This is a genomic window from Methylobacterium oryzihabitans (assembly GCF_004004555.2).
Classification (GTDB): domain Bacteria; phylum Pseudomonadota; class Alphaproteobacteria; order Rhizobiales; family Beijerinckiaceae; genus Methylobacterium; species Methylobacterium oryzihabitans.
Genome location: NZ_SACP01000032.1, coordinates 1 through 18955, shown reverse-complemented (window position 1 = coordinate 18955; position 18955 = coordinate 1). Strand labels below are relative to the sequence as shown.

15 protein-coding genes, 1 tRNA gene and 1 pseudogene are annotated in these 18955 nt (G+C 72.8%); 7 read left to right on the top strand and 10 right to left on the bottom strand.

Annotated elements, in window-relative coordinates:
• Nucleotides 1-299 precede the first annotated feature (299 nt).
• Together EOE48_RS23640 and EOE48_RS23635 are read right to left on the bottom strand one after the other, a co-directional pair.
• Nucleotides 300-731: a hypothetical protein gene (locus EOE48_RS23640; protein ID WP_127733346.1), complete on the bottom strand. Its 432-nt coding sequence runs from the start codon at nucleotides 729-731 to the stop codon at nucleotides 300-302.
• Between the two features lie 170 nt (nucleotides 732-901).
• On the bottom strand, nucleotides 902-1147 hold the full coding sequence (locus EOE48_RS23635) for a hypothetical protein (RefSeq protein WP_127733345.1): 246 nt from the start codon (nucleotides 1145-1147) through the stop codon (nucleotides 902-904).
• 145 nt (nucleotides 1148-1292) lie between these two features.
• Between EOE48_RS23635 and EOE48_RS23630 the strand changes: the two genes are divergently transcribed.
• Nucleotides 1293-1817 carry a hypothetical protein gene (locus EOE48_RS23630; RefSeq protein ID WP_127733344.1) on the top strand — a complete coding sequence of 175 codons (525 nt, stop codon included), beginning with the start codon at nucleotides 1293-1295 and terminating at the stop codon, nucleotides 1815-1817.
• 60 nt (nucleotides 1818-1877) lie between these two features.
• On the opposite strand, the gene EOE48_RS23625 is transcribed toward EOE48_RS23630, so the two are convergent.
• Nucleotides 1878-4190 carry an MHYT domain-containing protein gene (locus EOE48_RS23625; RefSeq protein WP_127733343.1) on the bottom strand — a complete coding sequence of 771 codons (2313 nt, stop codon included), beginning with the start codon at nucleotides 4188-4190 and terminating at the stop codon, nucleotides 1878-1880.
• A 481-nt stretch (nucleotides 4191-4671) separates the two neighbouring features.
• On the opposite strand from EOE48_RS23625, the gene katG reads away from it, so the two are divergent.
• The gene (katG, locus tag EOE48_RS23620) at nucleotides 4672-6945 is read left to right on the top strand and encodes a catalase/peroxidase HPI (protein WP_127733342.1); all 2274 of its coding nucleotides are present in this window, start codon (nucleotides 4672-4674) and stop codon (nucleotides 6943-6945) included.
• A 52-nt stretch (nucleotides 6946-6997) separates the two neighbouring features.
• Here the strand turns inward: katG and EOE48_RS23615 are convergent, their stop codons facing one another.
• On the bottom strand, nucleotides 6998-7477 hold the full coding sequence (locus EOE48_RS23615; RefSeq protein ID WP_127733341.1) for a DUF1203 domain-containing protein: 480 nt from the start codon (nucleotides 7475-7477) through the stop codon (nucleotides 6998-7000).
• A 358-nt stretch (nucleotides 7478-7835) separates the two neighbouring features.
• On the opposite strand from EOE48_RS23615, the gene EOE48_RS23610 reads away from it, so the two are divergent.
• A tRNA-Arg gene (locus EOE48_RS23610) sits at nucleotides 7836-7912 on the top strand.
• Nucleotides 7913-8311: 399 nt separating this feature from the next.
• On the opposite strand, the gene EOE48_RS23605 is transcribed toward EOE48_RS23610, so the two are convergent.
• The 3 genes from EOE48_RS23605 to otsB form a co-directional block, all read right to left on the bottom strand.
• Nucleotides 8312-8776, bottom strand: a complete 465-nt coding sequence (locus EOE48_RS23605) for a YaiI/YqxD family protein (protein WP_127733340.1) — start codon at nucleotides 8774-8776, stop codon at nucleotides 8312-8314.
• Between the two features lie 49 nt (nucleotides 8777-8825).
• Nucleotides 8826-9248 (bottom strand): FKBP-type peptidyl-prolyl cis-trans isomerase, encoded by a 423-nt coding sequence (locus tag EOE48_RS23600; protein WP_127733339.1) that lies wholly within the window; start codon nucleotides 9246-9248, stop codon nucleotides 8826-8828.
• An 87-nt stretch (nucleotides 9249-9335) separates the two neighbouring features.
• Nucleotides 9336-10082, bottom strand: a complete 747-nt coding sequence (otsB, locus tag EOE48_RS23595) for a trehalose-phosphatase (RefSeq protein ID WP_127733338.1) — start codon at nucleotides 10080-10082, stop codon at nucleotides 9336-9338.
• 209 nt (nucleotides 10083-10291) lie between these two features.
• On the opposite strand from otsB, the gene EOE48_RS23590 reads away from it, so the two are divergent.
• The 3 genes from EOE48_RS23590 (at nucleotide 10292) to EOE48_RS23580 (ending at nucleotide 14450) form a co-directional block, all read left to right on the top strand.
• Nucleotides 10292-11635: an Nramp family divalent metal transporter gene (locus EOE48_RS23590; RefSeq protein ID WP_127733337.1), complete on the top strand. Its 1344-nt coding sequence runs from the start codon at nucleotides 10292-10294 to the stop codon at nucleotides 11633-11635.
• A gap of 257 nt (nucleotides 11636-11892) precedes the next feature.
• Nucleotides 11893-12735 (top strand): transglutaminase-like domain-containing protein, encoded by an 843-nt coding sequence (locus EOE48_RS23585; protein WP_127733336.1) that lies wholly within the window; start codon nucleotides 11893-11895, stop codon nucleotides 12733-12735.
• A gap of 86 nt (nucleotides 12736-12821) precedes the next feature.
• Complete coding sequence (locus EOE48_RS23580) at nucleotides 12822-14450, top strand: DEAD/DEAH box helicase (protein ID WP_127733335.1); 1629 nt, start codon at nucleotides 12822-12824, stop codon at nucleotides 14448-14450.
• A gap of 705 nt (nucleotides 14451-15155) precedes the next feature.
• On the opposite strand, the gene EOE48_RS23575 is transcribed toward EOE48_RS23580, so the two are convergent.
• The 3 genes from EOE48_RS23575 to EOE48_RS23565 are packed head-to-tail and all read right to left on the bottom strand — an operon-like array spanning nucleotide 15156 to nucleotide 17782.
• Complete coding sequence (locus tag EOE48_RS23575; RefSeq protein ID WP_127733334.1) at nucleotides 15156-15431, bottom strand: adenylosuccinate synthase; 276 nt, start codon at nucleotides 15429-15431, stop codon at nucleotides 15156-15158.
• 13 nt (nucleotides 15432-15444) lie between these two features.
• Entirely contained in the window at nucleotides 15445-15699 is a 255-nt protein-coding gene (locus EOE48_RS23570; protein WP_127733333.1) for a hypothetical protein, read from the bottom strand.
• A 31-nt stretch (nucleotides 15700-15730) separates the two neighbouring features.
• Nucleotides 15731-17782 carry an NAD(+) synthase gene (locus tag EOE48_RS23565; RefSeq protein WP_127733332.1) on the bottom strand — a complete coding sequence of 684 codons (2052 nt, stop codon included), beginning with the start codon at nucleotides 17780-17782 and terminating at the stop codon, nucleotides 15731-15733.
• A gap of 426 nt (nucleotides 17783-18208) precedes the next feature.
• Between EOE48_RS23565 and EOE48_RS23560 the strand changes: the two are divergent.
• Nucleotides 18209-18955: pseudogene (locus EOE48_RS23560) on the top strand (hypothetical protein); the annotation flags it as partial.

Sequence of the window (18955 nt, the reverse complement as noted above, 5' to 3'; positions counted from 1 at the left end):
TCACCGGCATGGCCGTCCCTTGCGGATGAAACGAGGCGGCAGTTTTCTGCTCCCGTTGCAGCCGTGGAAAGCGGTCTTCGTCCTAACGCGGGTCCCCCTCTCCCGAGTGGGAGAGGGGCCGGGGGTGAGGGTGGAGACGGCTCAGGATGAGGCACTGACGGTTGAGCTGCGCAGTTCGACGTTCAGCGTTTTCTCCTGAACCCGAGCCACCCTCACCCCTACCCCTCTCCCACTCGGGAGAGGGGATCCCGCGCTCAAAATTTCGACTGCAAAACCAGCCGTTTGCAGCCAGTTTCTATCTAGTCCCGCGCCGACAGCGTGATCGCGTTGTTGAGGTTGCGCGGCGCCACGGCGGCGCCGTTGACCAGGGTCAGGGTGATGGTGTTGAGGCCGAACTGCGCCCCGAAGCCCGGCGTCACCGGCAACGGCAGGCAGGTCCGCAGCAGCGCCTCGCCGCTCTCCAGGAACCGCGCCCGCGCCGCCTCGTCGCCGGCCAGATGCTTGCCGGTGACGAGCTTCCGCCCGATCAGCGCGCCGGTCCTGCCGAGCGAGAACCGGTAGGTCACGAACGACCCCTCGGTGCCGGGCGGCACCTCCCAGCACCGGCGCAGGGCCGCCCGCATCTCGCTCCAGTTGTCGATGACTCGCGAGTTGTCGGCGACTTGCGCGCCGCACGGCGTGGCGGCGAGGATCGCGAGGGCGGCGAGCCCGCCCGCGCTCCGGCGTCGCATCGGTCCCATGCCATCCTCCTCGGATGCGGCGGGCAGGCCGACGCCGTCGGCGACGTCCGACAGGCCCTCCCGGATCGGATTCCGACCCTACGGCACCCGGAGTTAACGGGCCGGGCACGGCCGGCCGCGACATCCGGGGCGCGACGCCATGGTGAACGGCGGCGGAAGGGTCAGCCTCGGGCGGCGTAGGCCCAGTCCGACAGGCGCGCCGGCACCGGAAGCCGGCGCAGGTCGAGGCCGCAGGAGGGCGGGCAGGTCTCGCCCTGGAGCAGGCGGTCGAGGGCGACCTCGGCCGTATCGTAGCAGCCGAGCGCCTCGCCCTCGTAGGAGAGCAGCACGCGGTCCTGCCCGGCCCATCGGGTCGGCGCGATCCGGAACTCGCCCTGCAGGGTGTCGCAGAACCAGTACCCGCCCATGGTCGTCGCTCCTCCGGTTCTTGTCTTGGTTGACACCACCTATAGGCGGCGGTTGCCCTGAAGCCAAGTCGGGGATCCCGCGGCCATGATCTCGTCCGGTTGCTGCGCCAAGCACCCGGGACGCCGCCGCAACCCGGGACATCGGATGCTCGTCCGCACCACCGCGCTCGCCCTCGCTCTCGCCCTGTCCGGCCCCGCCCTCGCGCAGGACGCCGGCCGGACCGACCTGATCCGCGGCCTGTGCCAGAAGGACGGCTGCGACGAGTTCAGCGTCGCCGGGGTCGAGCCGGTGACGCGGGCCGCCGACGGCACCCTCAACCGGACCCGGGTCAGGACCTTCCACGCCAGCCACCAGGGCCGCACCGCGGGCGCCGAGGAGGCCGGCTACGTCTTCTGCTCGACGACGCGCCCGGCGATCCTGTCCGGGCAGGGCGGCCGGTTCACCGCCCTGATGATCGCGCCCGCCGCGACCGCGGATTCGCGCGAGACGGTGCGCCGCAACGCCAACTTCGTCGCCCTGTACTTCGCGATCTGCCACGGGGCCGAGGCCGGCCGGGCGGCGGTGCGCGACCTGCCCGGCACCGCCCGGTCCCTCGGCTACAGCGTCGCCGCCGCCCAGTCGCGCGTGGTGCAGCTCGACCGGGCCGAGGACATCCTCGTGCGGCGCTGAACGCACCGTGCGGCGCTGAACGCACCGGGCGGCGCCGACCGCACCGGGCGGCGCCGGCCCTCACCCCGCCCGGGAGCGGAACGGCACCACCCGCTCGGCCGTGCCGGCGTCGAGGGTGAGGTGGATCGCCCAGGCCAGCCGCTCCTGGTCGAACGGCTTGGCGAGCCGCAGGGCGCCGTCGCCGGCCTCCTCGGGCAGTTCGGCGTAGCCGCTCGCCAGGATCGCCCGCAGGTCGGGCCGCAGCGCCCGGATCCGCTGCAGGAGCTGGGTGCCGGTCATCGCCGGCATCACCTGGTCGGTGACGACGAGGTTGAGCGTCCGGGTGCGGCCGATGAGGTCGAGGGCCTCCTGGCCCGAGCGCGCCTCGATGACCTGATGCCCGAGATCCTCCAGCATCGCGGCGGTGTTCTCCAGCACCAGCGGGTCGTCGTCGACGACGAGGACGGCGAGCCCGCGCCGGGCCTCCCGCGGCAGGGCCACGGCCGGCGCGCGCCCAGCCGGCACCGGCTCGCCCTCGGCCACCGGCAGCCAGATCTCCGCCACGGTGCCCATCCCCGGGCGGCTCCTCAGCCGCAGGCGGCCCTTCGACTGCTCGGCGAGGCCGTGGACCATCGACAAGCCGAGCCCGGTGCCCTTGCCGACGCCCTTGGTGGTGAAGAACGGCTCCTGCGCCCGGGCGAGCGTCGCCTCGTCCATGCCCTGCCCGGTATCGGCGACCGACAGGCACAGGTAGCGGCCGGGATCGAGGCCGAGGCGGTCGTCCTCGCCGGCCTCGCGGGCGCCGATCACGATCTCGCCGCCGTCCGGCATCGCGTCGCGGGCGTTGACCGCGAGGTTGAGCAGCGCGAGTTCGAGCTGGTGGGCGTCGGCCAGCACCGCCGGCAGGCCGAGGGGAAAGCGGGTCTCGATCCGCATCGCCGGGCCGATCGAGCGCTGGAGCAGGTCCGACATGCCGTGGACGAGGTCGGGCAGCGCCACCGGCTCCGGCTTGAGGTCCTGGCGGCGGGCGAAGGCGAGCATGCGCTGGGTCAGGGCGGCGCCGCGCTGCGCGCCCTGGACCGCGTTGTCGAGCAGGCGGACGAGCTTGGGGTCGTCGGGCAGGCGCCGGCGCAGCAGTTCGAGGCTCCCGAGCACCGCCATCAGCAGGTTGTTGAAGTCGTGCGCGACCCCGCCGGTGAGCTGGCCCACCGCCTCCATCTTCTGGGCCTGGAACAGGGCGGTGCGGGTCCGCTCCAGGGTCTCCTGGGCCTGCTTGCGCTCGGTGATGTCGCGGGTGACCTTGGCGTAGCCGATCACCCGGCCGGCCTCGTCGCGCACCGGGTCGATGACGACGCTGGCCCAGAACCGGCTGCCGTCCCGGCGCACCCGCCAGCCCTCCTGCTCGAAATGCCCGTCCCGCGCCGCGGTCGCCAGCGCCCGCTCCGGCAGGCCGTCCGCGCGGTCCTCCGGGGTGTAGAAGCGCGAGAAATGGCTGCCGACCACCTCGTCGGCGGCGTAGCCCTTGATGCGCGCGGCGCCGGCGTTCCAGTTCGCGACCCGGCCCTCGTCGTCGAGCATGAAGATGGCGTAGTCGGTGACGCTCTGGAGCAGCAGCCGGAACCGCTCCTCGCTGGCGCGCAGGGCCGCCGCCTCGCGCGCGACCCGGTCGGCGACGTGGCGGTCGACCATCGCGGCGACGAGCGCCAGGACCAGGATCAGGAAGGTCGTGCCGGTGACCCACAGGGCGAGCTGGGTCTGTGGCAGGCCCGCCCCGCCGGCGGGCGCCGCGTGGACGTGGGCCTCGACACCCTGCATCGCCGCGTAGTGCATCCCGGCGACGGCGAGCCCCATCGCCGCCGCGGCGGCGAGGCGCGCGCCGAATCCGACGGTGCGCTGCGCGAGGTGGAGCGCGACGGTCGCCGCCCCGACCGCGATCAGCAGCGACACCGCGACCCAGCCGGGGGCGTGGTGCAGTTCCGCCGGCAGGCGCATCGCCGCCATCCCGGTATAGTGCATGGCGGCGACGCCGAGGCCCATCGCCGTCCCGCCGGCGGCGAGCGCCACGGGACCCGGGCGCTCGCCCGGCCGCCCGCGGGCGGCGAGGAAGAACCCGAGGGCGGTCGCCGCGACCGGCAGCGCCATCGAGACCAGCGTGAGGGTGAGGTCGTAGCTCGCCTCCATCCCGGGCAGGCTGAAGGCCAGCATCGCGACGAAGTGCATCGACCATACCCCGCCGCCCATCGCGACGGCGGCGGTCGCCAGCCACGCCAGCGCCGGCCAGCCGGTGGTGGCGCGCATGCGCGCGGCGAGGTCGAGGGCGGTGTAGGCGGCGATCATCGCGATCAGCACCGAGAGCGCGACGAGGGTCGGATCGTGCAATCCGGTATGGGACATGGAGGCGGGGACGACGGGGGACGGGCGGAGTCCTTCCTCATACATCGCCGCGGCGCGGTTGAGGATGCGGCGGCGACGGTCTTTCGTCGGAAGGGCGGTTTCGCGGCGGCGCGCCCGGCGCGGGGTCCCGCCGGTGGATACCCTGCGGCAGCATTCCGGGCGGGGAGTGGCGCCGGCCGCGCCCGGAAGACGAGGCCGCGGGGCCGGGCGATGCGGACGGCGGCGGCATTGCGGCAGGCCGCCGGCACGACCCCGATCCGGTGCGCCGAAACGACGCTGGTCCTGCCCGGAACCGGGGCCGTGCCGCATCTACTGGCGCGTGCGGTCGAGACGAGCCGGCGGCGGGCCACCCGCCGAGGGATCGTCTTCGGCAGCCATCCGTGGACACGGGCCGGCGACGCCGGGACCTGGGCTGGACAGACGGTCGGGGCATCGTGGCCGCCCCCTGCCCGGCGCCTCCGCAACGACAAGGGGACGGACCATGCAGACCTATACCGATGTCCTTTCGGGCAAGTGCCCGTTCGGCGGCGACCGCATCGGCGGATCGTTCACGACGCCGCCGACGCTGGAGGAGTGGTATCCCGGCCGCCTGCGCGTCGAGATGCTGCACCAGAACGGCCCGCAGGCCGACCCGCTCGGGCCGGACTTCGACTACCGGGCCGCGTTCGCGTCGATCGACTACGAGCAGCTCAAGGCCGACATCAAGGCGTTCCTGACGAGCTCCGTGGCGTGGTGGCCGTCCGACTACGGCCATTACGGGCCGCAGATGATCCGGATGGCGTGGCACTCCGCCGGCACCTACCGCATCGCCGACGGGCGCGGCGGCGCCGGCGAGGGCCTGCAGCGCTTCGCCCCGATCAGCAGCTGGTGGGACAACGGCAACACCGACAAGTCCCGCCGCCTGATCTGGCCGATCAAGCAGAAATACGGCAACGCCCTGTCCTGGGCCGACCTGATGGTGCTGACCGGCACCTGCGCGCTCGAGATCATGGGCTTCCCGACCTACGGCTTCGCCGGCGGGCGCCGCGACGCCTGGGAGGCGGACAACGCCACCTACTGGGGCCCGGAACTGTGGGACCCGACCGCCCCGCAATCCCCCGACGCCATGGTGACCCGCGACAAGCGCTGGCGGGGCACGAACGGCGACCCCGACTACGACCTGGAGAACCCGCTCGCGGCCTCGCACCAGGCGCTGATCTACGTCAATCCCGAAGGGCCCTACGGCAGCGGCGACCCGCTCGCCTCGGCCCGAGACATCCGCATCACCTTCACCCGCATGGCGATGAACGACGAGGAGACCGTCGCGCTGATCGCCGGCGGCCATGCCTTCGGCAAGAGCCACGGCATGGTCAAGGCCGACCGGGTCGGCCCGCCGCCGGAGATCGCCCCGATGGAGGCGATGGGCCTCGGTTGGCACAATCCCGAGGGCCCGGGCTTCGCCGAGTACACGATGACGAACGGCATCGAGGGCTCGTGGTCGCCCGATCCGACGCAGTGGGACAACAGCTACCTGGAGAACCTGTTCAGGTTCGAGTGGAAGCAGACCAGGAGCCCCGCCGGCGCCCTGCAATGGGAGCCGACCGACCCGGACGCCCCGCGCACGCCGGACGCCCACGTCCCGGGCCGGACCCATCCGCTGATGATGATGACCAGCGACATCGCGCTCAAGACCGACCCGGTCTACCGCGAGATCTGCGAGAGGTTCCTGAACGACTTCGAGTATTTCACGCTGCAATTCTCGAAGGCGTGGTACAAGCTGACCCACCGCGACATGGGGCCGAAGGAGCGCTACCTCGGGCCCGAGGCGCGGATCGAGGACGACCTGCTGTGGCAGGACCCGATCCCGCCGGTGGACCACCCGCTGGTGGACGAGGCCGACGTGGCGGCGCTCAAGGCCGACATCCTCGGCCGGGGCCATTCGGTGTCGGACCTCGCCTTCACGGCGTTCTCGGCGGCCTCGACCTACCGCAACAGCGACAAGCGCGGCGGGGCCAATGGCGGCCGTCTCGCGCTCGCGCCGCAGGCCGGGTGGGCGGTCAACCGGCGCGCGGCGCCGGTGGTCGAGACGCTGCGGGCCGTCGCGGCGGACTTCAACGCCCGGGCGGCCGGGGGCAGGAAGGTGTCGCTCGCCGACCTCATCGTGCTCGGCGGCTGCGCCGCGGTCGAGGTCGCGGCGCGGGACGCCGGGGTGGCGGTCGCCGTCCCGTTCGCGCCGGGCCGGATGGACACCACGCCGGACCTCACCGACGCGGAGAGCTTCGAGTGGCTCAAGCCGGTGGTCGACGGCTTCCGCAACTACGTCGACGACGGCTTTTCCGAGATCACCCGCGGCCGGGTCGCCCCCGAGCAGGTCTTCCTCGACCGGGCCAACCTGCTGGCGCTCACCGCGCCCGAATGGGTCGCGCTGACCGGCGGCCTGCGGGCGCTCGACCTCAACCACGACGGCGCGCGCCACGGCATCTTCACCGACCGCGTCGGGGTGCTCACCAACGACTTCTTCACCGTCCTGACCAGCATGGACTACGAGTGGAAGAAGGCCGACGCGGCCGGAATGAGCTTCCGGCTCGACGACCGGGCGACCGGGGAGACCCGGTTCACCGCGACGCGGTGCGACCTCGTCTTCGGCGTGAATGCCCAGTTGCGGGCGGTGGCCGAGGTCTATGCCGGCGCCGACGGCCACGAGCGGTTCGTGCGCGACTTCGTGAAGGTCTGGGACAAGGTGATGACCCTCGACCGCTTCGACCTGAGAGTCTGACCGTCGAAGGCCCCGGACCGCCGTTCCGGCGTCCCGGGGCCGGCGCCGGGCGTCAGCGCACGCGCTCGACCCGCGCCAGCAGGCAGCCCGGCCGCGCGGTGTGCACGTTCACGAACGCCGTGCGCGCATCCGCCAGCGCCCGGTCGAGATCCGGATCGATCTCCGCCCCGGCGCCGACCCGCCCGAGGTCATACAGGCACAGGTCCTCGGCGTCGTAGGCCCGCACCGACACGAGGGCGTTCGCGCGGATGACCGGCGCGATCTCGTCGGCTGCCGCGTAGGGCTTGCAGGCTTCGGCATGGAGGAAGATCGGGCTCGGGGTCCAGTAGATGCCCCGGGGTCCCACGAGGTCGTAGGAGCCGAGCAGCATCGGCTCTCCCGGGTCGGCGCAGTGCAGGCACGACCGGCACGGGAAGCCGGTCGGGCTCGACGCGGCGACGCGCCGGACCGCGTTCCCGCGGTCGTCGCGCCCGGTGCGGCGGAACCGGGACGCGGCCTCGTCGGCGATCGGGACACAGCGGAACCGGACCATGGGGAGCCTCCTGCCTGAACCGGGCCAGTGTCGCAGCGGGGCGCGGAATCGGCATCCCGTTCCTTGCCGTGCAATCGGCGCGCGGCCGCCTCGACCGGACGACGGGCCGCCGGGGTCCCTTCGGCGTGTCGCGCCCGCCGACCCGAATGCGATGCTGGCGCCCTCGCGACGGCTCGTGGCCCGCCCGTGGGATCCGGACGGCCGGGATGCTGCTCGGGAGCGAAACGGAGAGGCGACGCGCGGGCCGTTTCCGGCCGGGAGCGTCGCCGGTCCGACCTCCCCGGAGCGGGAAAGTGCGTGCTGGCGGAACCTCTTGACCGCGGCCCGAACCCGTGGCTTGTGGGGGCGGTCGGCGCCAGACTCCGTAGCTCAGCTGGATAGAGCAGCCGCCTTCTAAGCGGCAGGTCGTAGGTTCGAGCCCTACCGGGGTCGCCATCCTGTACCGCCGAGGACAGGCCAACGGCGGCCGGCACCGGACGATGATACGCAATCCGGAAGATTGCTTCCGGATTGCGTATCGCCAGCCCGCGCGGTGGAGCCGGAGGCTCCACACGCTTGAGCGAAGCCGGTTTCCGCACGCGAAGCGATCCCGCAGGGATCGCCGAGCGATCAATCAGAAACCACATGACCGCCGCGCTGCGGCCCGACATCACGGCACCGATATCGGCGAGGCGAGCACGGTCGAGCGATCGGACGGCGCCATGGCTGCGTTCACGCCCGAAAATGGCGGCTGTGCGCGTTCCGGGGCCGGCACGATCCCGACCGGGTGTTCCTCGATTCCTCCGACGGGCTGAAAACCGGTGGGTCGGGTCGCGAACCGGACGGCGGATCGCGCTACGACGCCGGAGGGCTCCGCCGCAGCCGCACCACCGCCCGGTCGAGGGCGCCCAGGAAGGCGGAGCGGTCGCGCGCGGTGAACGGACGCGGACCGCCGGTGACCGCGCCGGCCTCGCGCAGGTCCTGCATCAGGTTGCGGGTGGCGAGCGCCATCCCGATGCCGGATTCCGAGAACGGCTTGCCGTTCGGCGCGATCACGGTGGCACCGGCCTTCACGCAGCGGCTCGCCAGCGGCACGTCCGCCGTGACCACGATGCTGCCGGCGCCGGCCCGCTCGGCGATCCAGTCGTCGGCGGCGTCGAAGCCGTCCGAGACCACGACCCGCTCGATCCACGCCTCGCGCGGGACGTTCAGGAACGCGTTGGCCACCACGACGACGTGGCAGCCGCAGCGCCCGGCGACCCGGTAGACCTCGTCCTTCACCGGGCAGGCATCGGCGTCGACGTAGATCGTGGGGGTCATGGCCGTGCAGGTCTTGGTCGTAGGGGTCTCGGTCGCGCCGGCACGGGGCTCAGCGCACGCCGATGAGTTCGACGTCGAAGATCAGGGTCGCGTTCGGCGGGATCACGCCGCCGGCCCCGCGGGCGCCGTAGCCGAGGTCCGGCGGGATCACCAGGGTGCGCTTGCCGCCGACCTTCATCGACAGCAGGCCCTCGTCCCAGCCGCGGATCACCTGCCCGGTGCCGACGGCGAAGCTGAGCGGCTGCTTGCGGTCGAGGGAGCTGTCGAACTTGCGGCCGCGCTTGCCCTTGTCGTCGAGCCAGCCGGTGTAGTGGACGTCGACGGTCTGGCCGGCCTTCGGCTCGGGGCCGGTGCCCACGACCTCGTCCTTGACCTTCAGGCCCGACGGCGTGGTGGTGAACTCAGCGGCGGAAGCGGTGGCACTCATGGCGATCAGCAAGGCTCCGGTGAGGGACAGGACCGAACGAAACATGGCGAGCAGGGTTCCCGGTTCAGGTGATGGACGAGGATGAAACAGCACGCCCTGCCGAGACTTGCCGGCGGCGGCTGATGCCTTGCGTCAGGCCGGCGGCAGCCGGTCGGGGTCGATCGGAGCGCCCGCCGCCCAGGCGGCCAGCACTTCGCGCACGGCGGCCGGCGACGGCAGGCGGCGGGCCGCGATCGTGTCGCCGTCCCCGACCCGGACCGCGACGCCGCCGTCCCGGTCGACCACCGCGAACGCCTTCTCGTCGGTGAGGTCGTCGCCGAAGAACAGCGCCCGGCGGCCGGCATAGGGCGGCTCGTCCAGGAAGGCGCGGATCGCGTGGCCCTTGGTGGCGCTGGCCGGCAGGATCTCGCCGACCGCCTTGCCGAGCTGGAGCCGGTACTCCGCGCCGAGTTGCCCGGCCAGAGCCTCCACCGCCGCCTGCGCGCGGGCGGCATCGGCCTCGCCGGCGAGGCGCCAATGCACCGCGAACGAGCAGCCCTTGTCCTCGATCAGCACGCCGTCGAGCGGGGCGACCGTCTGCCGGATCCCCGCGAGACCGGCGCGCAGGGCCGGAAACGCCTCGGGCTCGCAGCCGGCGACGCGCCCGCCGCGGCGGCTCTCGACCCCGTGCAGCCCGGCGACGTCGTAGCGTCCCGGCGCCAGGAAGCCGTCGATGGTGGCGATCGGCCGGCCGGTCACGAGGGCGAGCGCCCCGCCGACCCGGTCGCGCAGGGCGTCGAGGACCCCCGGCAGGCCGGGCTCGACCACCACCGCGTCGGGCCGCGGCGCGATCTCGACCAGGGTGCCGTCGAAATCGAGGAAGATCGCGAAGTCGGTCACGGCATCGCTCCCGCAGCGCGGCCCTCTCCCGGCCGCAGGGGCATAAAGCCCATCGCCGCCCGCAACGCAAACCGCGGCCGGTGTCGCCACAAGGTCACGCCCGGCCGCTGCGGCATCGCAGCCCCGACAAATCTGTATAGCCCTTGCTATAAGGCGCATTAGGTTAGGGCGACGCGCCAAGGTGGCGCGGGCGAGGGGAGAAGCCGGGCATGGCGGACGGGCAGGTCTGCGAGCGGGGCTGGCGGAGCCGGGAGGGCGATGCGCCGAGCCTCGGCGGCATGAACGCCAGCGTGCCGGTCGCCGCCGGCGGGCACTGGCTGCGGCGCCTGTTCGCCTTCATCGGGCCCGGCTACATGGTCTCGGTCGGCTACATGGACCCGGGCAACTGGGCCACCGACCTCGCCGGCGGGGCGAAGTTCGGCTACACCCTGCTCGCCGTCATCCTGCTGTCCAACCTGATGGCGGTGGTGCTCCAGGCGCTGTCGGCCCGGCTCGGCATCGTCACCGGCCGCGACCTCGCCCAGGCCTGCCGCGACCACTACCCGCGCCCGGTCGGCATCGCGCTCTGGCTCGCCTGCGAGGCGGCGATCATCGCCTGCGACCTCGCCGAGGTGATCGGCACCGCCATCGCCCTTAAGCTGCTGTTCGGCCTGCCGCTCATCGTCGGCGCGATCCTCACCGGCCTCGACGCGCTCCTCGTCCTGCTGCTGCTGCGCCGCGGCTTCCGGGCGCTCGAAGCCTTCGTGATCGCGCTGCTGACGCTGATCTTCGTCTGCTTCGCCATCCAGATCGTGATGGCGGCCCCGCCGGTGCGCGAGGTGCTCGCCGGCTTCGTGCCGAGCGCCACGATCGTGTCCGACCCGGCGGCGCTCTACCTCGCCATCGGCATCCTCGGCGCCACCGTGATGCCGCACAACCTCTACCTGCACTCGTCGATCGTGCAGACCCGGGCCTACCCGCGCACCCCCGCCGGCCGGGCCTCGGCCCTGCGCTTCGCCACCATCGACTCCACCGTCGCGCTGACGCTGGCCCTGTTCGTCAACGCGGCGATCCTCATCATGGCCGCGACGGTGTTCCACGCCACCGGCCACACCGACGTCGAGGAGATCGAGCAGGCCCACGCCCTGCTGTCGCCGCTGCTCGGCGCCGGCATCGCCTCGACCCTGTTCGCGGTCGCGCTGCTCGCCTCGGGCCTCAACTCCACGGTGACGGCGACGCTCGCCGGGCAGATCGTGATGGAGGGCTTCCTGCGCCTGCGCCTGCCGCCCTGGGCGCGCCGCCTCGTCACCCGCGGCATCGCCATCGTGCCGGTCGTCGCGGTGACGGCGCTCTACGGCGAGCAGGGCACCGCCCGGCTCCTCGTGCTGAGCCAGGTCGTGCTGTCGATGCAGTTGCCGTTCGCGATCGTGCCGCTGGTGCAGTTCGTCTCCGACAAGCGGAAGATGGGCGAGTTCGTGATCCGGCCGTGGCTCAAGGGGCTGTCCTGGGCGATCGCGGGACTGGTCGTGGTGCTCAACCTGAAGCTGCTCGCGGACGTGGTGACGGGCGGGTGAGGCGGGACTTTCCCGCCTCTGGAGCATCGTCACCGCACAAGTGACTGCGAGGTTCAGCTAGATTTGACCTTCACCCTCTCTACCTCGAGGTGACCGCTGGCGCGTGGTACACCGCACGACCGGCCACCAGAAGTTGAGCCCGCGCTTCCCGAAAGCAAACCTGCCGAACATTTGGGCACGCCGACGGGCGAGCGCAGGGGAACAACGCGACGCCGTGCGTCTTATGCTCCACACTGTCCACAAGACGCGGCCCCACGATGAAAATCCGCACCGGTTTCGACATCGCCTTCGACACGCCCGTCCCGACCCCGATGGTGCTGATGCTGACGACGCATCCGTCCCGCGCCGGCGACGTGCTTACCCCGGAGACGATCACCTTCGATCCGCCGGTCCCGGCGCACCAGTTCGTCGACGCCTTCGGCAACGTCTGCACCCGCATCACCGCCCCGGGTGGCCGCATCGCCATGCGGTCGAGCTTCGAGGTCGCCGATTCGGGCCAACCCGACGAGATCGCGCCCGACGCGGCCCAGACCCCGGTCGAGGAGCTACCGAACGAGGTGCTGCCGTTCCTGCTCGGCAGCCGCTACTGCGACACCGACAAGCTGTCGGCCACCGCGTGGTCGCTGTTCGGTAACACGCCGCTCGGCTGGGCCCGGGTCCAGGCGATCGTCGACTTCGTGCACAACCACATCCGGTTCGACTACCAGCGCGCCGACTGCACCCGCAGCGCCTTCGACGCCTACAACCAGCGCGAAGGGGTGTGCCGCGACTTCGCCCACCTCGCGGTGACGTTCTGCCGTTGCATGAACATCCCGGCGCGCTACTGCACCGGCTATCTCGGCGACATCGGCGTGCCGGCGGTTCCCGACCCGATGGACTTCTCGGCGTGGTTCGAGGTCTATCTCGGCGGGCGCTGGTACACCTTCGACGCCCGCCACAACACGCCGCGCATCGGCCGCATCGTCATCGCACGCGGCCGCGACGCCACCGACGTGGCGATCTCGACGAGCTTCGGGCCGGCCTGGCTCGCCAAGTTCGAGGTCCACACCGACGAGGTCGCCGAGGAGGCGCCGCCGGCCGCCCTGCGCCGCGCCGCCTGATCGCGCACCCGGCGCTGCCGCGCCGGGTGCTTCCCTTCGCGACCGGCAGGCTCTAGAGCCCCGCCTTCCGGTCGCCCGAGGGAGTTCTGTTGCGCCTTCGTCCCTACCAGCGCGCCAGCCTCGATGCCCTCGCCGACGACTGGGCCCGGGGCGGGCGCAGCGGCCTCGTCGTGCTGCCGACCGGCGCCGGCAAGAGCCTCGTCATCGCCGCCCTGATCCGCGAGACCCTCGAGCGTGCCCCCGGCGCCCGGGTCGCGGTGGTGACCCATTCCCGCGAGCTGATCGCCCAGAACCACGCCGAGCTCCTCGCCCTGTGGCCCGGGGCACCGGCCGGGATCGTCTCGGCCGGGCTGCGCCGGCGCGACGAGGACGCGCAGGTGGTGTTCTGCGGCATTCAGACGGTGTGGAACCGCCTGGACCGGCTCGGTCACCTCGACCTCGTGGTCGTCGACGAGGCCCACCTGATCCCGCGCTCCGCCGACACGCGCTACGGCCGCTTCCTCGACGCGGCGCGGGCGGCCTCGCCGGACCTGAAGCTCGTCGGCCTCACCGCCACGCCCTACCGGCTCGACAGCGGCCGCCTCGACGAGGGGGCGGGCCGCGTGTTCGACCGCATCGTCCACGAGGCCCAGGTCGGCGACCTGATCCGCGACGGCTACCTGTCGCTGCTGGTCTCGAAGGCGACCGCGACGGTCCTCGACGTGTCCGGCGTGCCCCGGCGCGGCGGCGACTACGTGCCGGGCGCCCTGGAGGCGGCGGTCAACCGCGACGCCGTCACCCGGGCGGCGGTGGCCGAGATGGTGGCCTACGGCGCCGGGCGCCGGGCGTGGCTCGCCTTCTGCGCCGGAGTCGCCCACGCCGCGGCGGTGCGCGACGCGGTGCGGGCGGAGGGGTATTCGTGCGAGGCGGTCTCGGGCGAGACGCCCCCGGCCGAGCGCGACCGGGTCATCCGGGCCTTTCGCGAGGGGCGGCTGCGCTGCCTCACCTCGGTCGGGGTGCTGGCGACCGGGTTCAACGTGCCGGGCACCGACCTCATCGCCCTGCTGCGGCCGACGGAGAGCACCGGGCTCTACGTGCAGCAGGTCGGGCGCGGCCTGCGCCGGGCGCCCGGCAAGGCCGACTGCCTCGTCCTCGACTATGCCGGGCTGGTGCGCCGCCACGGCCCGGTCGACGCGCTCTCGGCCAACGCCGTCGCGCGGGCGCTGAAGCTCGGCGGCGAGGCGCCGCGGGCCAAGCCCTGCCCGGGCTGCGGCGCGCTGATCGCCCTCAACGCCAGCACCTGCGAGGCGTGCTGGACCGAGCCCGAGGCGGATCCCGACGCGGCCGCGCCGCACGCGGCCGAGGCCGACGATTCCCGCATCCTGTCGGCGGCGGCGGCGCCGGCCGGGTGGCGGACCGTCGAGGGCTGGCGCCTCGCCGCCGAGCCGGCCGGCGGCGCCACGGCGCTCGGCGTCACCTTCGTGGTCGCCGGCGGCCACCGGATCCGCCTCGGCCTGGAGCAGACCGGCTATCCGCGCGAGAAGGCGGTGGCGTGGTGGCGCCGCCTCGGCGGCGGCGACCCGCCGCCGATGAGCGTCGCCGAGGCGCTGGAGCGCCAGGACGAGCTGGTCCGGCCGGAAGCCCTGCGGGTCGCCCCGAGCGGGCGCCTGTCGGAGACGGTGGAACTCCGCCTACCCGACGGGGCGGTGTGGCGCGACACCAGCCGGGTCGGCTGAGCAGAGCTGCACAGGGCAACTCTGCTCAGCAGATTTCGCGAAAGTGGTAGCCGGTTTTGCGACAAAAGTCTGCGACATAACAAGAAACTAAGCAGGCTTCCGACGAAGTGGATATCGGTTCGTCGAAGAAAATGCGGCAAAATCAAAGACCTGGAGAGGTCCGCGATCGCAACGCGATCGTGAAGTGCTCCAGCCCTCCGCTCTTGCATCGTCTTCGCCGCCGAAACAGCGACCATCGTGACAGGCATGAATGAGCACCAACGGCTCGGCGCTCGCACGAGTGTGGAGCGGCCTGCCACGAAGCATGGGCATCTTGATCGTCTTCGCTCTGCGTATAGGAATAAATGCAGATCATGCCGCCGGTTCCGATCGGCGAAATCGAGCAGAGATGTCTTCGTCGTCTGTGCGGAGCCGATTGTCGACTCGGTGCGGATCTTGCGTATCGGTCTTCGAGATGTCTTCCTTCTCGGCGCCGGCCGATGTCGTCACCGGAAATCTGCCCGGGTGGGTTGTTCGAGACGATCGTCGGACGACTCGTTTCGACACTACGCATGACCGGTCCGCACGGTGGCGCCGGAGGCCCCCCGACCCGAGCACTGCCGGTTTCCGCCTCGCGACAGCGAGCGCCTGCGCTCGCCCGAAGCGAGGGCATGACCGTCGCCACGATCCCGCGGGGATCCGCCGGGCGACCGATCGAGACCCGTCTCAGGCGACCCCGATCTCGAACTCCATCCCGCGCCCCGGCCCGCCGTCGGCGTAATCGACCAGGGTGTAGCCGCGCTCGGCCAAAGCCGCCTCCAGCTCGTCGCGGTGGCGGCGGAACAGTTGCCCGATCGCCAGCGGCGTCAGCCTCGGGCTCGCCCGCCGCAGCGGCTCGACGCCGACATGAAGCGGCGCCCCCTCGCGGTCGGCGATCCGGACGAGGGCGGAGGCCAGTTCCGCCGCCTTGGATTCCGCCGCCGACTTGGCCTTGAACGCCATCCCGTCCTCCCTCTCAGCCGCCCCGCACCTGCTCGGCGAAATCCTCCGGCACCTCGCCGAACTGGCCGAGGATCGTCACGCTGTCGAGCTCGCCGGTCTCGTCGTCGGCGACGATCTTCAGCGCCGCGGCGCCGGCCATCCGCCGGGCGACCGCCTCGGCCCGCTTGAGCGCGCCGCTCTCGGTCGGCGCGGTGTCGCGGGCGCCCGGCACCAGCCGCTTGCGCTTGATCTCGAAGGTCTGCACCAGGAAGGTGGTCCGGTTCGCCATCTCTCGTCCCGCCGGTCGTGTCCCGGCTCTCCTACTCGGTTTCCGGCACGTTGCGTTCCAATTCGTCGAGCCACGGGCGGGCATTGCCGTCGGAGGGCGCGCGCCAATCGCCGCGGGGCGACAGGGCGCCGCCGGCCGCGACCTTCGGGCCGTTGGGCAGGGCCGAGCGCTTGAACTGGCTGAAGCCGAAATAGCGCTGGAGGAACACCCGCATCCAGTGCCGGATCGTCGGCAGGTCGTAGGCGCCGCGCTTGGCCTCGGGGAATCCCGGCGGCCAGGGCCCGCGCGCCGCGTCGCTCCAGGCGTGCAGCGCCAGGAACGCGATCTTCGAGGGCCGGTAGCCGTAGCGCAGGGTGTAGAACAGCGAGAAGTCCTGGAGCGCGTAGGGGCCGATCTTCGATTCGGTGCTCTGGATCGTCTCGCCCTCGGCGGCGGGCACCAGTTCCGGCGAGATCTCGGTGTCGAGGATCGCGTCCAGCGTCGCGCCGACCTCGGCGGAGAACTGGCCCGACGCGATCACCCAGCGGATCAGGTGCTGGATCAGGGTCTTGGGCACCCCGGCATTGACCGCGTAATGCGACATCTGATCGCCGACGCCGTAGGTGCACCAGCCGAGCGCCAGCTCCGACAGGTCGCCGGTGCCGACCACGATGCCGTTGTGCCGGTTGGCGAGGCGGAAGAGGTAGTCGGTGCGCAGGCCCGCCTGCACGTTCTCGAAGGTCACGTCGTAGACCGGCTCGCCGCGGCCGAACGGGTGGCCCATGTCGGCGAGCATCCGGGTCGCCGCCGGGCGGATGTCGATCTCCTCGGCGGTCGTGCCGAGGGACGCCATCAGCCGGTGGGCGTTGCCCTTGGTCTCGGCCGAGGTGGCGAAGCCCGGCATGGTGTAGGTGAGGATGTCGGTGCGCGGCAGGCCGAGCCGGTCGAAGGCGCGGGCGGCGACGATGAGCGCGTGGGTCGAGTCGAGCCCGCCCGAGATGCCGATCACCACCCGGCGGGTGCCGGTCGCCTCGAGCCTCTGGGCGAGGCCCGCGACCTGGATGTTGTAGCCCTCGTAGCAGTCCTGGGCGAGGCGCGCCGGGTCGGCGGGCACGAACGGGAACCGCTCGACGGTGCGGGCGAGGCCGAGATCGGCGGCGGGCGGGGCCAGGGTGAAGCCGATGCGGCGGCGCGGGCCGAGCACGAGGGCTTTGGCCAGGTCCTTGGCGTTGTCGTCGAAGCTGCCCATCTGGGCACGCTCCTGGCGCAGGCGGTCGAGGTCGATGTCGGCCACCGTCACCTGCGGTTCCTGCGGGAACCGCTCGCCCTCGGCGAGCAGCTCGCCGTCCTCGCAGATGACGGTCTGGCCGTCCCAGGCGAGGTCGGTGGTCGATTCGCCCGGGCCCGCCGCGGCGTAGACGTAGGCGGACAGGCAGCGCGCCGAGGCCGACTGGCACAGGAGCCTGCGGCTGTCCGCCCGCCCGATGGTGATCGGGCTGCCCGACAGGTTGACCAGCACGGTCGCGCCGGCGAGCGCCGCGAGCGCCGCGGGCGGGACCGGGATCCACATGTCCTCGCAGATCTCGACCCCGACGACGAGGCCGGGCAGGTCGTCGGCGGCGAACAGCAGGTCGACCCCGAACGGCACCGTCTCTCCGGCGAGCGTCAGGCTCTCCCCGACGACCGTGGCGCCGGCGGCGAAGTGGCGCTTCTCGTAGAACTCGCGGTAGTTCGGCAGGTAGCTCTTCGGCACCACCCCGAGCACCCGGCCGCGATGGAGCACGATCGCGGTGTTGTAGATCCGGTGGCCGTGCCGCAGCGGCGCCCCGACGACGAGGACCGGCAGCAGGTCGCGGGTCCCTTCCTTGAGGGTCGCGACCGCCGCCTCGACGGCGTCGAGCAGGGTGTCCTGGAGCAGCAGGTCCTCGATCGCGTAGGCCGACAGGGCGAGTTCGGGGAACACCGCCACGGCCACGCCGCGCGCGTGGCAGGTCTGGGCCAGCCGCAGGATCTCGGCGGCGTTGGCGGCCGGCTCGGCGATGTGGCTGCGGCCGACGCAGGCCGCGACCCGGGCGAAACCGTGCCGGTACAGGGATCGGAACATCGCGGACGACCTCGCGCGGGTGGCATTCGCGGTTGTCTAACGCGCCGGGGGCCCGGTTGGCACCCCGGGCGCCAGGGCCATCGCTTCGGAGCGATGACCCTGGTTTTTGCCTGGCCTCAGGCGCCGGCGTTCGCGTCCGCTCACTTGGCTTTCGCTCCGCTCTGCGTTCGAGGGGACATTCGTCCCCTCGAACCCGCTCCGCGGGGCGCTGTTCGGGCGCAAAGCGCACCGCGCCCGGCATGCAGCGTCGCCCTGCGGGCGACCCCAGGACCGCCCGCCGGGTCCTGCCTAATCGGCTGTTAACGATACCCCGCCTAACTGGTGGCACCAGCGGCCGCGGCGGCGCGCCGCCTCCAAGCAGCCAGCGTCATGAGATCATCGGGACGGCCACCCATCTCCGAATCTTCCCTGCGCGACCCGCACCGGGTGCGCGACCGCATCCCTCCGGGCGAGCGCCGCGGGCTGTCGCTCGGCCTCCTCGCCCACACCTTCATGAGCCTGCGGGCGATCCTCGCCCGGCGGCTCGGCGAGCCGCAACCCACCCCGGCCAAGGCCCAGCGCGACTACGTGCTGAGCCGGCGCGCCACCCCGAGCTGGATGTCCGACGGACGGCCGACCCCGACCGCCGACCCGCTGCCGGAAATGCCCCCGCCCCCCGCCGCCCGGATCGAGCCCGCGTGGGATGCCGGTCCCGTCGCGCCCTCCGACGTGTGGGGCGCCTCGACGCGGCCCCCGGCCGTGCCGGCCTGGGCGCCGCCGCAGGCCTGGACGCCGCCCGAGGTGCCGGCCTGGACTCCGCCCCCGCCCCGCCCGGCCGCGGCGGTGCCGGAGGTCGCGCCGGCGGTGCCGGTGCCGGTCGTACCCGCGCCTGTCGCGCCGGAACCGGTCGCCGTGGCTCCGCAGCCCGCCATCCCCGAGGTGCCGGTTCCGGCTCCGCCCCGGCCGCCCGAGCGGCACTGGGCGCCCGACCCGGCGCTGGCGCCGGACCCCGCCCGCTCCCGCGACGAGGCGCGCGGCACCGGCTGGCCCGGACCGATTCCCGCCGCCGGTCCGGCCCGGGCGGTGCTGACCCGCGCCCGCCGGCAGGCCGAGCCGGCCCCGGCGCGAGGGGCGGCCGCCGACGAGGCGGGCGGCGCCGGCGTGCGCTTCACCCGCACCCCCGATCACGTCCTG

Coding starts and splice junctions, on each gene's coding strand:
- EOE48_RS23640 (WP_127733346.1), bottom strand. CDS start 731: ATGCGACGCCGGAGCGCGGGCGGGCTCGCCGCCCTCGCGATCCTCGCC.
- EOE48_RS23635 (WP_127733345.1), bottom strand. CDS start 1,147: ATGGGCGGGTACTGGTTCTGCGACACCCTGCAGGGCGAGTTCCGGATC.
- EOE48_RS23630 (WP_127733344.1), top strand. CDS start 1,293: ATGCTCGTCCGCACCACCGCGCTCGCCCTCGCTCTCGCCCTGTCCGGC.
- EOE48_RS23625 (WP_127733343.1), bottom strand. CDS start 4,190: ATGTCCCATACCGGATTGCACGATCCGACCCTCGTCGCGCTCTCGGTG.
- katG (WP_127733342.1), top strand. CDS start 4,672: ATGCAGACCTATACCGATGTCCTTTCGGGCAAGTGCCCGTTCGGCGGC.
- EOE48_RS23615 (WP_127733341.1), bottom strand. CDS start 7,477: ATGGTCCGGTTCCGCTGTGTCCCGATCGCCGACGAGGCCGCGTCCCGG.
- EOE48_RS23605 (WP_127733340.1), bottom strand. CDS start 8,776: ATGACCCCCACGATCTACGTCGACGCCGATGCCTGCCCGGTGAAGGAC.
- EOE48_RS23600 (WP_127733339.1), bottom strand. CDS start 9,248: ATGTTTCGTTCGGTCCTGTCCCTCACCGGAGCCTTGCTGATCGCCATG.
- EOE48_RS23590 (WP_127733337.1), top strand. CDS start 10,292: ATGGCGGACGGGCAGGTCTGCGAGCGGGGCTGGCGGAGCCGGGAGGGC.
- EOE48_RS23585 (WP_127733336.1), top strand. CDS start 11,893: ATGAAAATCCGCACCGGTTTCGACATCGCCTTCGACACGCCCGTCCCG.
- EOE48_RS23575 (WP_127733334.1), bottom strand. CDS start 15,431: ATGGCGTTCAAGGCCAAGTCGGCGGCGGAATCCAAGGCGGCGGAACTG.
- EOE48_RS23570 (WP_127733333.1), bottom strand. CDS start 15,699: ATGGCGAACCGGACCACCTTCCTGGTGCAGACCTTCGAGATCAAGCGC.
- EOE48_RS23565 (WP_127733332.1), bottom strand. CDS start 17,782: ATGTTCCGATCCCTGTACCGGCACGGTTTCGCCCGGGTCGCGGCCTGC.